The 14,586-nt window shown below is 71.5% G+C and carries 10 protein-coding genes; 2 read left to right on the forward strand and 8 right to left on the reverse strand.

Translation table 11 applies throughout. The annotated features are described in order from the left end of the window. Position 1: 1 nt before the first annotated feature. From BLR90_RS05970 to BLR90_RS06005, 8 genes are all read right to left on the reverse strand, one after another. Positions 2-1,150 (reverse strand): hypothetical protein, encoded by a 1,149-nt coding sequence (locus tag BLR90_RS05970; protein WP_091023542.1) that lies wholly within the window; start codon positions 1,148-1,150, stop codon positions 2-4. Beyond that, a complete protein-coding gene (locus BLR90_RS05975; RefSeq protein ID WP_091023544.1) occupies positions 1,147-2,601 on the reverse strand; it encodes a substrate-binding domain-containing protein in 1,455 nt (484 codons plus the stop codon). Before BLR90_RS05975 ends, BLR90_RS05970 begins: the two co-directional genes overlap by 4 nt. Then, on the reverse strand, positions 2,601-3,803 hold the full coding sequence (locus tag BLR90_RS05980; RefSeq protein WP_091023546.1) for a hypothetical protein: 1,203 nt from the start codon (positions 3,801-3,803) through the stop codon (positions 2,601-2,603). Before BLR90_RS05980 ends, BLR90_RS05975 begins: the two co-directional genes overlap by 1 nt. Then, the gene (locus tag BLR90_RS20915; protein ID WP_176943974.1) at positions 3,800-4,960 is read right to left on the reverse strand and encodes a hypothetical protein; all 1,161 of its coding nucleotides are present in this window, start codon (positions 4,958-4,960) and stop codon (positions 3,800-3,802) included. The genes BLR90_RS05980 and BLR90_RS20915 overlap by 4 nt, the downstream gene beginning before the upstream one ends. Continuing rightward, a complete protein-coding gene (locus BLR90_RS05990) occupies positions 4,957-6,663 on the reverse strand; it encodes a hypothetical protein (protein WP_091023548.1) in 1,707 nt (568 codons plus the stop codon). Before BLR90_RS05990 ends, BLR90_RS20915 begins: the two co-directional genes overlap by 4 nt. Beyond that, the gene (locus BLR90_RS05995; protein ID WP_091023550.1) at positions 6,660-8,810 is read right to left on the reverse strand and encodes a glycosyltransferase; all 2,151 of its coding nucleotides are present in this window, start codon (positions 8,808-8,810) and stop codon (positions 6,660-6,662) included. The genes BLR90_RS05990 and BLR90_RS05995 overlap by 4 nt, the downstream gene beginning before the upstream one ends. Beyond that, on the reverse strand, positions 8,807-9,055 hold the full coding sequence (locus tag BLR90_RS06000) for a hypothetical protein (protein WP_091023552.1): 249 nt from the start codon (positions 9,053-9,055) through the stop codon (positions 8,807-8,809). Before BLR90_RS06000 ends, BLR90_RS05995 begins: the two co-directional genes overlap by 4 nt. A gap of 133 nt (positions 9,056-9,188) precedes the next feature. Next, positions 9,189-10,433, reverse strand: a complete 1,245-nt coding sequence (locus tag BLR90_RS06005) for a glycoside hydrolase family 5 protein (RefSeq protein WP_170254267.1) — start codon at positions 10,431-10,433, stop codon at positions 9,189-9,191. A gap of 107 nt (positions 10,434-10,540) precedes the next feature. On the opposite strand from BLR90_RS06005, the gene BLR90_RS06010 reads away from it, so the two are divergent. After that, on the forward strand, positions 10,541-11,803 hold the full coding sequence (locus BLR90_RS06010) for a hydroxyacid-oxoacid transhydrogenase (protein WP_091024483.1): 1,263 nt from the start codon (positions 10,541-10,543) through the stop codon (positions 11,801-11,803). Beyond that, a complete protein-coding gene (locus BLR90_RS06015; RefSeq protein ID WP_245715180.1) occupies positions 11,800-14,586 on the forward strand; it encodes an FAD-binding and (Fe-S)-binding domain-containing protein in 2,787 nt (928 codons plus the stop codon). Before BLR90_RS06010 ends, BLR90_RS06015 begins: the two co-directional genes overlap by 4 nt.

Genomic DNA, 14,586 nt, shown 5'->3' on the forward strand with positions numbered 1-14,586 from the left:
GCTAGTACGGCGCGGCCGCGAGCTCGCACAGGTTGAGGCCGGGGTTGCCGTTGTTGGTGACGTAGTAGGACGACACGATGAACGGCCGGGTCACGTCGCCGACCGTGTAGTAGACGCGCATCATCCCGTTGCGCGGCACAGGCAGTGGGCCGACCAGCCCGCTCTCGGGGTCGTAGCCGAGGCTGGTGGTGTCGATGTGGTGCTCGCGCAGGCCCTCGCCGGTGATGGTCTCGGCATAGACGCGGGCATCGCGCTCGTTCGGCTTGAGGCTGATCGACTGGATGCCGCCGGCGCCATCGTCGTTGGTGGCGCAGCGCAGCCGCAGCTCGCCGAGGGACGGGAGCTGGGTCACCTGGCTGATGTTGCCCGCGGCGTCGGCCTCGCCGTGCCAGTTGACCCCCAGTCGCGTCGAGAAGGTGGTCTTGAAGACCGCGTCGAACTGGCACGAGCGGTAGGCGCGGGGGTGGTGGAAGCCGTTCCAGTACCAGTTGAGGCGGAACGACGTCACGGGCTGGAGCGCGACCCCTGCGGCGGTCTGGTGCCGGCCCGGACGCTGGCTGATGATGCCGTCGACGTAGCCCGAGGAGTAGTTCTCGACCGGCGAACGCTGGTTGAGGCCCTCGTGGGCGAACGAGCCGGTGCCACCGGTGCCGTCGTCATAAGCGTGGGCGTAGCGGTAGATGCGGGCGGTCTTGACGGCGACCACGTTCTTGTCGTTCTTGACCTCGTACTTCGCCATCCACATCTGCGTCTCGGCGCTGCGGTCGGCGGCGTACAGCCGGATCATCGTGGCACTCGGCTTGCAGACCAGGGTGAGGTGGCCGATGCCCGGCACGACCGCTGTCTTCTCGTAGCCGGGATTGTCCTGGGTGCCGTTCCACTTGAGGGTGACCCGCTGCACCTTGCGGTCCGGGGTCGACGTGGCCTTCGCGGTCATCCGGGCGGCGGGCCCGCCGGCTCGGCTGCCGAGCCGGCTCGCGTCGACCACGGGCTCGTCACCGGCCGGAGACGACACCGGAGACTGGGTCACGGGCTGGGCCGCCGCCCCGACCGTCGACAGGGCGACGGCGAGGCACGCGGCCCCGGCGAGCAGCAGGCCGGCCCGGGAGCCCCTGGCCCGAGCGCGTGAGGTCCGAGAGCGGATGGTCATCGCGCCGGCTTGACCTCGGGCTCGTCCTCCGGCTGCTGCGTCGTCACCTCTTCGTCGGGACTCACGAGGATGACCGGCGTCTCGCCGTCCAGCCAGCGGTTCTGGAGCGCGATGATGTTGGCCGGCAGGGCGACCAGTCGGGCGTCGGCGGCCAGCTCGTCGGAGGCGTTGACGTAGAACTTGAGGAAGTCGGTCACCTCGCGACGCTGCAGGGACCGCGTCGTCGTGGTGACCAGCAGCTGCCGGGCCAGGGGGTACTCGCCGCTGACGATCGTGCGCTGGCTGGGGAAGATGCAGTTGCGCTCCCCGCTCGGCAGGGTGATCTCGAACGGGCGGAGCTGGTCCTCGTAGAGCTCGTAGTAGCTGAACCGGAAGAACGCCAGGTTGCCGCGAATGTCGTCGACGAGGCGCTTGGAGCCGAGTGCGAGGTTGTAGAGGCGCAGGGCCTCCTCGCGCTGGGTAGCGATCTGGTTCTTCTTGACCCGGGCCGCGTCGCGGGCGACGATCGCGTCGGCCAGGCGCTGCTGGTCGCGGGCCCGGTCGGCGGGCGGGCGCTTGTCGCGGATGCCCTTCTGGACCTCGGCCCGGGCGGCCCGGACCTCGGCCTGGGCGTCCTTGAGGACCTGCCACCAGGTCTCGAGCTGCTCGTTGAGCAGGGCACGCTTGCGGGCGCGGTCGGCGAACCGGTCGGCCAGCAGGTGATCGCGGATCCCGCCCACGACCCAGTCGCGGGTGCCGTTGTCGCTCTCGAAGGCCTGGTAATCCGAGCGCAGGTTGGTCAGGCTCGGCTCTGGGGCGTCCAGGACGTAGCGGCCGAAGAACCCGAACGCGTTGTTGTCCATGTTGGGCCCACCGGTCTCGAGGCGGACCTCGTCGAGCCCCAGCTGGGACCAGTCGGTGATCGGGGACCCGGCCCGGAAGATGTCCTGCACCTGGGCGGTCGTGAGGCAGTCGCCACCGACGTCGGTCTCGGACTTGATCGCCAGCACGACGGCGTCGGCGGCGACCTGGAACTGGACGACGTCGAGGCCGACGGCGCGGCAGGCGTCCCACTCGGCACGGCTGATCGGCCGCGACGAGTCGACCAGGTCGATCTCGCCGGCGCACAGACGCTGGAAGGCCTGGTCCTCGCCGGTCTCGGAGAAGTTGACGGTGGTCGTGCTGCCGCCGAACTCGTAGCGGCTGGCCGCCTCCGCGGTCAGGGAACCGCTGGTGCCCTCGATGTCGACGATGCCGCCGGGACGGCCGGGCAGGGCAGCGTTGGCCTTGTTGATCCGCTCCTGCTCGTCGGTGTTGGCGCGGTAGCGCTGGGCCTCCTGCTGAGCCACTGTGTCGGTGGCTTCCGGTGTGTCGTCCGCGCAGGAGCTGAGGGCCAGCGCTGCCGTGAGGAGCAGCGCGACCAGCCCGGCGGTGCGGCCGGTGTGAGTCACTGTGTGGTGTCCGGTGCGCATCACTGAGCCCCCTGTCCCGTGTTCCCGGTGGTCTCCGGGGAGGTGATGAGACCGTTCTCGTCGACGGCCTCCTCGGGGGGATAGGCGTAGCGCCGGCCAAGCTTGATGACCTCGAAGTCGTCGAGGTGCAGGCCCTGGAGCTCGTTGCCGTTGAGGTACGACGCCGTGACGTCGCGCTGGGCGTAGAGGGTCGGCACCGCGGCCCGGTCGACGACGATCGCGCCGTAGGTGCGCAGGGCGGCCACGATCGCGTCGGCGTAGCGCTGCTGCTGGGCGGTCAGCTTGATCGGCTTCTTGGTGCGCGGGTCGATCGGGCGGGGCAGCTCGACGTCGGCCTTGAGCCGGATCCGTGCGCCCTCGGGGATGGACTGCTCACTGCCGTTGCCGTCGGTCGACGACGCCGGCTGGACGAAGTAGTTGGACGCCGGGCCGGGCAGGCTGATCGCCAGCGCGTGCTCGATCAGACCCGCCTCCAGCTCGTCGGGACCGATCAGGCCCGCGAAGAGCGGCAGGCCGGAGCCGCGGGCGCTGACCGCCTGGGGAGCCCCGTAGCCGGGACCGTTGAGGTCCCACTCGCGCATGAAGTGGTAGGAGATGCTGCCGTCGGACTCGCGGCGGGCACGCCACAGGTCGTAGGCGACGGAGTGGCTGGTGTCGAAGATCGTGAACCAGCCGTCGTAGCGCGGGTCGGGGTCGACATCGGCGGGGATGTTGAGCACCACGGTGTCGTCACCGTCGCCGCACTTGATCTGACGGCACACGACGTCGGTGGGCTCTCCGCCCACCACGACGGCGGTGGTCCAGGCCCGGGTGTTGATGTAGAGGCCCTCGGTGATCGGCCGCTCGCAGAGGCGCAGGTCGTCGTTGGCGTTCTCCTCCTCGCACACCCCCACGCGGATCTTGGCCTTCTCGATCATCCGGGTGGAGTTGGGGTCGATCGAGTCGTCGTCGGCGCGGTTGTTCCACGGCGACGAGGCGCTGAAGAAGCGCTGCTCGGTCACCACGATGCCGCCCTCGCCCGTAACGGGGTCGATGGTGACCTCCGTACCGGGCGAGGCGGTCGCCGTCGGGGACGTCCGGCCGGTGGGCTCGTCGGCCTGGCCGTCATCGTCGTTGCCGCAGCCCGCGAGGACGACGGCTGAGACCACGGCCAGGGTGATGAGCTGGAACCGGAACCGGCGGGTGCGCTGAGGAGTTTTCATCGTCTCTGGGTGTGGTCTGGAGTCCCCGTCGCCTCGGCGACGGTGGTCTCGATGGTCTCGGCGAACCGGGAGAACGTCTCGCCGATCTCGTGGAGGTGCCTGGTGTCCGGGGTCTCGACGGCCGGCGTACCGCCTCGCATCCGGGCCGCCGCGATGATGGCGTGGGCCTCACGGCGGGCGTGCAGGCGGATGAGCTCGGCATCGAGCTCGGCCTGGGCCGTCAGCAGCTCGCACCGACGGGCCGCCTCCACCTCGATCGCTTCCAGGTGACGCAGGTGCGCCTCGCCGGCGGCCTGCATCCGGGTGATCACGGACTCGGCGACGCGCTCGACCGACAGTCCGACGTGCTGGAACTCGTCCTGGGGCTCAAGTACGGAAAGGATCACGATCTCCGGTTCGGGTGCGACGACTTCCGGCTCGACGGTCTCGGGCTCAGGTTCGGGCTCCGGTGCAGGCTCGACGGCAACGGGTTCCGGCTCGGGCTCGGGCTCGACGGCAACGGGTTCCGGCTCGGGCTCGACCGCAACGGGTGTCGGCTCCGGCTCGGGCTCGGGCTCGACCGCAACGGGTTCCGGCTCCGGCTCGGGCTCGGGCTCGACCGCAATGGGTTCGGGCTCGGGCTCGACCGCAACGGGTTCCGGCTCGGGCTCGACCGCAACGGGTGTCGGCTCCGGCTCGGGCTCGGGCTCGACCGCAACGGGTTCCGGCTCCGGCTCGGGCTCGGGCTCGACCGCAATGGGTTCGGGCTCGGGCTCGACCGCAACGGGTTCCGGCTCCGGCTCGGGCTCCGGCTCGTCCGCAATGGGTTCCGGCTCGGGCTCGACCGCAACGGGTTCCGGCTCGGGCTGGGGCTCGACCGCAACGGGTTCCGGCTCCGGTTCCGGCTCGGGCTCGGCCACCTGGGCGGCGGCCTGCTCGCGGGCGGCCGCGGCACGCTGACGGGCCAGGCTCAGGGCGTCCGCACGGGCCTGGCTGGGCGCTGCGACCGTCGGGGCCGGGGCCTCGGTCGTCTCTGCGGCGTCGGTCGTGGTGTCGTCCGGAGGCGCGAGCAGGGTGGTGAAGTCGACGGCGCCGATCCGGGTCTCGTCGCGGTCGGCCGACAGGATGTCGTCGAGCGAGGGCGGGGGCGCGATGCCGGAGATGCGTGGGTTGGTCATGGCGACACCTCGTCGGTCTCGGTGTCGAGCCCGGAGTCGACGCTCGCGCCCGGGTCGAGGGTCTCCTCGCCGGGTCGGAACCCGGCCGGCACCCACAGCAGCACGTAGCGGTCGGTGCGGTAGGCCTCGGTCAGCAGCGGGTTGCCGCCGTCGATGTCCTCGGCGTAGTACTCGCTGAGCAGGTCGTTGTCGGAGTTGGTCGACAAGAGCAGGTAGTCGACGTACTTGTCGGGGTTCTTGGCGGCATCGAGCCAGGGACCGTCGGACTTGTCGACGCGGTCGAAGAAGAGCGCCGGGTCACCGGTGAGCAGGATGACCGCGGCGGTCTGGGCGTTGTCGGTCAGGATGGAGTTCTTCAGCGTCACGTTGTCGGTGATCCACTGGGCCATGGCCTGCTCGGACACGTAGCCCACGGTGGAGCCGTCGGGCGTGGTCGCGCCCTCCTGCGACTGCCTTGTGGACACCGCGGCGGCGAAGGTCGACTCGAGGCCTTGGTACTTGTAGGTCTTCATGGCCTGGAAGGTCCAGGGGATGCTCGCGATCAGGCCGGCGACCAGGAGCGCGCTCACCAGCGAGGCGCCGTCACCGGCGGAGCGTGCGAGCCAGATGGCGCCGATCATCGAGAAGAGCAGGATCGGCAGCGCGTTGCGCATGATCATCGGCGAGTCGGTCAGCTTCAGCGCGACCGAGACCGCCGGCACGATGATCGACAGGAACAGGATCACCGCAAGCCACAGGGCGAAGCTGTTGCGGCGGGCCACTCCCGCGAAGATCAGCGCGGGCAGGACCACGATGGCGATCGGGGCCCCGTAGAGCACGAGGCGGCCGGTGTACTCCAGCAGCTCGACGGCAGTGAAGGCCTCGAGTCCCCCGGAGGAGGCGGCGTCGCTGCTAGCGGTGATCCAGTTGAACGGTTTGAAGACCAGCAGCAGGTTGAACGCCGTCCAGAGCGCCACGACGTAGACGGTGGGGGCGGCGAAGCCCACGGTGGTGCCTTCGATCTCGGTGCCGTCGGCGCCGAGGCGGGCCAGGATGGCGCCGACCATGATCGCGCTGACCACGAACCACAGCAGGCTGCTGTAGCCGCACAGGGCGGCGACCGCGAAGGCGAGCCCGGCGATCATCACGAACCGGATGTCGGCGGTGACGTACCACGCGAACAGTGCGCCGAGGGCCGCGACCACGAACGCCATCCACATGAAGTGGCGCGCGCCGCTGGCGGCGTACAGGACGACCAGCGGGTTGAGCCCGAGGGCGACCAGGGCCACGACCCGCACGGGGGCGAGCACCTGGGCCCGGCGCATCATCGTGTTGAAGACGACCATGGTGAAGGCCGCGAAGACGGCCGACGCGAGCGGGACCACGAGCAGCGAGCTGGCCAGCCCGGAGAAGATCGTGAGCGGCGAGATCAGCAGGATCGTCAGCGGCGGGTAGTCGAAGCCGACCGCGGAGAGCTTGGGCGGGTCGTTGTGCCAGACCATCAGCGCCCGGTTGAAGCGGTCGAGGGTCTCGAAGCCGACGACGTGCATGTCGGAGATCAGCCAGTGTCCGAACCAGGCGTAGCCCAGGGTGAACAGGCCGAAGACCAGCGCGCTCTCCCACCACCGGCGGGGGATGTCGCTCGGACGGCGGCCGACGGACTGGACGACGCCGCTCAGGCGCTCACGGGTCGTGACGATGGTGACCGTGGTGGTGTCGGTCATGACGACCCCTCGTCCAGGCCGTGCTCGGTCTTCTCCCAGTAGAACGGGTTGGTGAAGAGCTGGATGAAGCCCTTCCAGGCCGCCCAGCTCATCAGGCCCCAGTAGAGGGGCGAGAGCAAGGCGGTGCGGGTGATCCCGAACTCCCCGCGCTGCAGGCTGCCCGCCACGTTGAGGTAGACGAAGATGAAGTTGCCGATGAAGAGCAGGGCACTGGCGGCGTAGAACACGATGCCCGGGAAGAGCTGCTCGATGAAGCCCCAGCGGGTGAGGATGTAGAGCGTGGTGAGGAACCAGAACACGGGGTTCATCAGGAGCACGAACGCCGACCCCATGGTCAGGTTGAAGCTGATGAAGCCGCGGAGGCCGGTCTGGGCCAGCAGGTGCACCGGGTTGCGCATGTGCACGAGCCAGGTCTGGATGTAGCCCTTGTTCCAGCGCGAGCGCTGACGGATCCAGTTGCCGACCTGGGAGTTGGCCTCCTCCAGCGTCGTGGAGTCGATCATCGCGGTGCGGTAGCCCTCGCGGTGCAGGCGGATGCCGAGGTCGGCGTCCTCGGTGACGTTGAACGGGTCCCAGGCGCCGAGCTCGCGCAGCGTCGAGGTGACGAAGTGGTTGGAGGTGCCGCCCAGCGGGATCGGCGACTCGGCCGCACCCATGGCCGGCAGCACCAGCTCGAAGTGCATGGAGTACTCGTTGGCGAACCAGGCCGTCAGCATGTTCTGGTCCTGGTTGAAGTGGTTGAGCTTGGCCTGGACGCACACCACGTTGGCCGGCACGTGCTGGAAGGCGATGAGCGCCTTCTTCAGCTGGTCGGGGTCGGGGCGGTCCTCGGCGTCGAAGATCACGCAGTACTTGCCGGTCGCCAGCTGCAGGCCGTAGTTGCACGCCTTGGGCTTGGTCTTCGGCTGGCTGTCGGGGACCACGACGAGGTGGAAGTGGGGCGGGAGGTTGAGCGACTTGATCTTGTCGATCGTCTCGTCGTCGTCCTCCTCGCACAGGAGCTTCACGTCGAGGCGGGTCTGTGGGTAGTCGAGGGCGTTGATGTCGCGCACGAGGCGGGGCACGATCCCGGCCTCCTTGTAGAGCGGCACCAGGATCGTGTAGACGGGCAGCTGGCGCTCGTCGAGTGCGGCGATCTCCTCGTCGGTGACGTCGGTCTCGAGGTGGGTGCCGAGCGCCCGCAGGGTCAGCCGGAACTTGTAGATCGAGACCACGAGGTAGATGAAGCTGCAGACGGAGACGATCCCGATCAGGGTGTTGATCGGCCAGACCACCCCGCAGATCACGACGGCCACGATGGCCAGGACGAGCACGGCCTTCTGGGCCGGCGACACGACGACGTGGGCCGACGACTCGGGCCGCGACTCCATGAGCGCCTGGGTGGAGACCTCGGAGTAGTGCAGGCTGTGCACGCGCTGGATCAGCTGGTCGAGGTCGCTGCGGTTGGCGAGCAGCTGGCGGAACGGGCCGCCCAGCGTCTGCTCCACGAGCGCTGCGTCGTCGTCGGCGAGCGGGCGGGCCACCGCGACCAGGACGGCCTCCTCGGTGACGGCCACGGGGATCGCCTGCAGGCGGAGCGCCAGGGGCTCGGGCAGCCGGCGGGCGACGTCGAGGTCCGGCTCGAAGTCGGCCAGGCCGACGCGCTGCATCTGGAAGATCTCGGAGAGGGCCGCGACGAGGACGTCCTCAGACATCGCCTCGTGGGCGACCAGGATGTCGCCGAGCGGGTCGCCGGTGCGGGAGTACTCCAGCATCGCGCGCTGGAGCTGCTCGCTGGTCACCAGACCGCTGCGGGTGAGCATCTGCGCCATCTGCATGCGGGCGCGGCGCGCCTCGGGCGTCTCGACCTCCGCCTCGACCGGCGGGTAGGTCTCGTCGATGGCGGCGACGATCTCGTTGACCGTGTGGCGGATCAGGACGACCGGGCGGTCGATGCGCTCCGCCACGACGTGTGCGGTGATCGAGTCGTCGGCGTCCGCGGCGGCGACCAGGACCTGGCCGTCGGCCAGCGCGTAGGGCATCACCCGGAAGGTGCGGCAGATGCCCTCGGGAATGAGGTGACGGAGCTCCTCGTCGATGCCGTCCGTGAGCCGGACCGTCGTACGGGTGACTGAGGTGGTCCCGGAGGTGGTACCGGAGATCGTCACTGTGTCCCCGCTCCGAACCCATGGGCGGCCTGACCGGGCGCTGACGAGGGTCCGGAGGACTCCGTCCGGTTCCCGCGGGGCCGCATGACGGTGTACCCGAGGAACGCCAGAGCAAGAGCCAGCAGCGGGGCGATGAGGAAGGCGAGGAAGACGACGACGAAGATCACGAGAGTGACGACGAGCCCGACGCCGGCTGCGCCGACAGACTTGCCGGCGGGCCGCGAAGCAGAAGTCTGCACGGACATGGTGGATCCCCCCTGATGCTCCCGGCGCCTGGTCCCCCCGAGCGCCCGGGTTGTGTAACTAACCCATATTGAGCCTGGGGCCGCCCACGGATCAACAACTGCGGGGTAACAGTCGGTGTTAACAACCGTGTCACTAGGGACGGCCGGATGCCCCTCTGGCTCCTTGCGCCCCATGCGCCCCGGGGGCATCCGCCGGCACCGAGCCGGAGAGGTAGGCCCGCGCGATCTCGCCGTACGCCGTGGGGCCGGCCTCGGCGCTCGCGCGCAGCGAGAGGGCGTCGCTGCCGTCGTCCCACACCCAGAACAGCGAGCCCACGCCGTGAGTGTTGGCCCAGCCGAGATAGCCCTCGACGTAGCCGCCGAGCGGCCGCGCGGCGCCGAGCTCGGTCGTGACCACGGGCACGCTGCCCGACAGCGGTGCGAGGACGGAGTCCCAGCAGGCGCGGGTCGCGCAGGCCCGGTCGTCGTAGCTGTGGAACGCGGCCACGAGCTGGTCGTCGGCGGGGGCGAACTCGAGCCAGCGCCGGAGGTCGCCGGCCCGGTCGAGGCCACCGAGCAGGATCGGCTGCTCCGCGCCGGCGGCGCGGATCGCCCGGACCACCCGGTCCATGCCCTGGGCCACGTAGGTCACCCGCCCGTTGGTCGCGGTCTGGGTGTCCTCGACCGGGGCCCGGCACTCCCCGTCGCGCCAGCACGGCCAGGTCAGGTCGAAGATAACCCGACCCCGACGGTCGGACCGGGAGGAGGGCTCGCTGAAGGCGTCGAACATGACCGACGGGTGGTCGCGGTAGGTCGTCGCGACCGAGCTCCAGAACGCCAGTGACTCGGGGTCGGGCATCGCGAGGCTGCCGAACTCGTCGCTGCCGATGCGCTTGCGGCTGTGGAGGTCGAGGATGACCACCAGTCCGGCGGAGTTGAGGGCGTCGACCATCCCGGACACCTCGGCCCGGTAGTCGGCGACCGTGCGCTCCTCGGACCGGTCGCTCACGGGTGCCCCGCGGGTCCCGAGCCAGCAGTCCTGGTTGAGCGGGAGCCGGACCGTGTTGGCGCCCCACGACGCGATCTCGCTCGCCTCGTCGTCGGCGGCGTCGGCGGCGTCGGCGGCGGGGAGGGTGTCGAGGTTCGACAGGCCCCAGCCCTGCGCACAGGCGTACTCGAAGCTGCTCCAGTTGACGCCGCGGGGGACGAAGACCCGTCCGGTCCGGGCGTCGACGAGGTGGTTCTCGTCGACGAAGGGCTGCGCGGCTCGCGAGTAGGGCACGGTGCCGCGATCTCCCGATCCGGTGAGCGTCACCGCGGCGGTAGCGCCGCCGGCGAGGAGCATCAGCACGAGGGCGGCGCTCCACCACCGGCGCCGGCGCCGCACGCGCGCCAGCATGGCGGCACGCTCCAACGGTCCATCGTGCATCGGAAGGCCCCCCTCTCCGCCTGCATCGTACGGTCCGGCGGCGGGGCGAGCCTCATGCTCGGCGATATCTTGGCGTGGTGACCGAGACCGTCTTCACCTATGCCGCGCCCGCCCTGAAGTTCGGCAGTGGCTCCTCGGCCGAGGTGGGCCACGACCTGGTGGGGTTCGGCGCCCGCCGCGTGCTGCTGGTGACCGACCCGGGGGTTGCGGCCACCGGCCACCCCGCCCGGATCGCCGAGCAGGTGGCCGCCCACGGCCTCACGGTGACGACGTACGACGCCGCGCGGGTCGAGCCGACCGACGAGTCGCTGGCGCACGCGATCGCGTTCGCCCGCGACGGGGGGCCGTTCGACGCGATCCTGGCCGTCGGCGGGGGCTCGGCGATCGACACCGCCAAGGCGGTCAACCTGCTCACCACCAACCCCGGTGAGCTGATGGACTACATCAACGCGCCCGTGGGCCGGGCGCGTGCGCCCCAGCAGCCGCTGCTGCCGCTGGTCGCGATCCCGACCACCACCGGGACCGGCAGCGAGAGCACCACGATCTGCGTGCTCGACGTGCTGTCGCTGAAGGTCAAGACCGGCATCAGCCATCCCGCGCTCCGGCCCCGGCTGGCGGTCGTCGACCCCGACCTGACGCTGACCCAGCCGGCGATGGTGACCGCGGCCGCGGGCATGGACATCCTGTGCCACGCGCTGGAGAGCTACACCGCCCGCTGGTACGCCGACTTCGACGCGAAGCGGCCCGAGCAGCGGGTGCCCTACTGCGGCGCCAACCCGATCGCGGACATGTGGTCCGAGCGCGCGCTGTCGCTGCTGGCCGGTGCCTTCCGGTCCGCGGTGCGCGACGGCTCCGACGCGGCCGCCCGCGAGCAGATGGCGCTCGCCGCGACCTTCGCCGGGCTCGGGTTCGGCAACGCCGGCGTGCACGTCCCCCACGCCAACGCCTACCCGATCGCCGGTCGGGTGCGCACGTTCCGCCCCGCGGGCTACCCGCAGGACGAGCCGATCGTGCCGCACGGCATGGCCGTGTCGCTGACGGCGCCGGAGGCGTTCCGGTTCACCTTCGACGCTGCCCCCGAGCGTCATCTCCACGCCGCGCGGCTGCTCGACCCCGACGCCGCCGGTGACGGGCCCGACGTACTCCCGGCGGTGCTGGCGCGGCTGATGCGCGACATCGGGATCCCCAACGGGCTGGCCGAGGTCGGCTACGGCGAGGCGGACGTCGACGACCTCGTGGAGGGCGCGCTGAAGCAGCAGCGGCTGCTCGCCACCGCGCCCAAGCCCGTGACCGGCGAGGACCTCGCGGCCGTCTTCCGGGGCTCGATGGAGCACTGGTGAGCGCTCCCGACCTCGTCGCCGCGCTGCGGCGCCACGGGGTCGACGACGTCGACGACTCGACGCTGGCCCGCGCGCTCTACTCCGCCGACGCCTCGCTCTACCGGGTCGTGCCGCAGGTCGTGGTCCGGCCGCGGCACTGCGACGAGCTGGGCGCGGTCCTGGACGTGGCGCGCTCGGCCGGGGTGCCGCTGACGATGCGTGGCGCCGGTACGTCGATCGCCGGCAACGCGGTCGGCGGCGGGATCGTGGTCGACACGTCGCGGCACCTCAACCGGGTGCTGTCGATCGACGCGGAAGCCCGCACCGCGCGGGTCGAGCCGGGGGTGGTGCACGCGCAGCTGCAGGCCGCCGCAGCGCCGCACGGACTGCGGCTGGGGCCCGACCCGTCGACCCACACCCGCTGCACGATCGGCGGCATGATCGGCAACAACGCGTGCGGGTCGCGGGCGCTCGGCTACGGGCGTACGTCGGACAACGTGGTCGAGCTCGACGTGCTGTTCGGGTCGGGCGCGACCGACGTGTCCGCCCCCTTAGCGGCGCTGGTCGACGCGCACCTGGCACACGTGCGCACGGCGTTCGGACGCTTCTCGCGCCAGGTCAGCGGCTATGCGCTGGAGCAGCTGCTGCCCGAGAACGGCCGCCGGGTCGAGCGCCTCCTCGCCGGGTCGGAGGGCACGCTCGGGCTGGTCCGCGGGGCCACCGTGTCGCTCGTCGCGGAGGAGCCCCGCCACCTCCTGGTCCTCGGCTATCCGTCGATGGTGGAGGCCGCCGACGCGGTGCCGCACCTGCTGGCTGTGGAGAACGCTCCGCGACTGTCGGCGCCCGGTGCTCGACTCGTGGCATGCGAAGGACTCGACGCCCGGATCGTCGACCTGGTGCGCGCCCGCCGGGCCGTGCCGGAGCTGCCGCGCGGCGCCGGGTGGCTCTTCGTCGAGGTCGCCGGACCCGACGCGGAGGGGCTCCTCCGCCGGGTGACGGAGGCCGCGGGAGCGCTGGGCCACCGCCGGGTGACCGACCCGGGGGAGGCCGCCGAGCTGTGGCGGATCCGCGAGGACGGCGCCGGCCTGGCGGCGCGCAGCCTCGCGACCCCGGCCTACTCCGGGTGGGAGGACGCCGCCGTGCCGCCGGAGCGGCTCGGTGCCTGGCTGCGCGACTTCGACGAGCTGTTGGTCGAGCACGGCCTGGAGGGGGTGCCCTACGGGCACTTCGGCGACGGCTGCGTGCACGTGCGCATCGACTTCCCCTTCCACGACGCGGCCCGTGGGCGGCGCGTCTTCCGCGACTTCCTGACCGCCAGCGCGCTGCGGCTGCGCGACCACGGCGGCTCGCTGTCGGGGGAGCACGGCGACGGGCGGGCCCGCTCCGAGCTCCTCCCGCTGATGTACGACGCCGAGTCGCTGGCCCTGTTCGGCGCGGTGAAGGCGGTCTGCGACCCCGACGACCTGCTCAACCCGGGCGTGCTGGTCGCCCCGGCGCCGCTCGACGCCGACCTGCGCCCCGGGCGTCCCCGCGCCGTCGTGCGCCCCCTGCTGCGGCTGACCCACGACGCCGGCTCGCTCGGCGACGCGGTCCACCGCTGCACGGGCGTGGGCAAGTGCGTGGCGTCCGACTCGAGCGGAGTCATGTGCCCGTCGTTCCAGGCGACCCGCGCGGAGAAGGACTCCACGCGCGGCCGGGCGCGGGTGCTCCAGGAGGCCCTCGACGGCACGCTCGTGTCCGGTCTGGCGGACCCCGCGGTGCACGAGGCGCTCGACCTCTGCCTGTCCTGCAAGGGCTGCGCGTCCGACTGCCCGACCGGCGTCGACATGGCGACCTACAAGGCCGAGACGCTGCACCACACCTACCGCGGGCGGCGGCGCCCGCGCAGCCACTACACGCTGGGGCGGCTGCCGCGGTGGGCCGACCGCGCGGCTCCGGTCGCGGGTGCGGTCAACGCGCTGTTGCGCGTCGGCGCGGTCGCGCGGCTGGCCAAGCTGACGGCCGGGATCGACCCACGGCGCTCGCTGCCGGCCTTCGCGCCGAAGACCCTGCGGTCGCGCGCGGCCGAGGTCGGGACTGCGCGTGGGGGTGACGTGGGCGCGCCCGACGTGTGGCTGTGGGCCGACTCGTTTACCGACCACTTCCACCCCGACTCGGGCGTGGCGGCGATCCGGGTGCTGGAGGCGGCCGGCCTCACCGCGCGGGTGATCCCCGAGGACGCCTGCTGCGGCCTCACCTGGGTCACCACCGGGCAGCTCGACGCGGCGCGCTCGATCATGGAGCGCACCGTCGCCACGCTGGCTCCCTACGTCGCGTCGGGGGTCCCGCTGCTCGGGCTCGAGCCGTCCTGCCTGGCCACCCTGCGCAGTGACGCGGTCGAGCTCGTTGCCGACCCGCGCGCCGCCGAGGTGGCGGGTGGGGTGCTGACCCTGGCGGAGCTGTGGGAGCGGCTGGCGTGGGAGCTGCCCGACCTGAGCGGCACCGAGGTGCTCGCCCAGCCCCACTGCCACCACGCCTCGGTGCTCGGGTGGGAGGCCGACGAGCGGCTGCTGGTGGCCGCCGGGGCGAGCGTCACCCGGGTCGCCGGCTGCTGCGGCCTGGCCGGCAACTTCGGCATGGAGCTGGGTCACTACGACGTGTCGGTGGCCATCGCCGAGACACATCTGCTGCCGGCCGTACGCGCCGCGGGCGCCGCGACCGTCGTACTGGCGGACGGGCTGTCGTGCCGGGTGCAGCTCGACGACCTCGCGGACGTCCGGGCGATGCACCTCGCCGAGCTGTTGGCTTCTAGAGTGACGGAGTGA

Origin of the sequence: Nocardioides szechwanensis (assembly GCF_900103935.1) — a bacterium.
Classification (GTDB): domain Bacteria; phylum Actinomycetota; class Actinomycetes; order Propionibacteriales; family Nocardioidaceae; genus Nocardioides; species Nocardioides szechwanensis.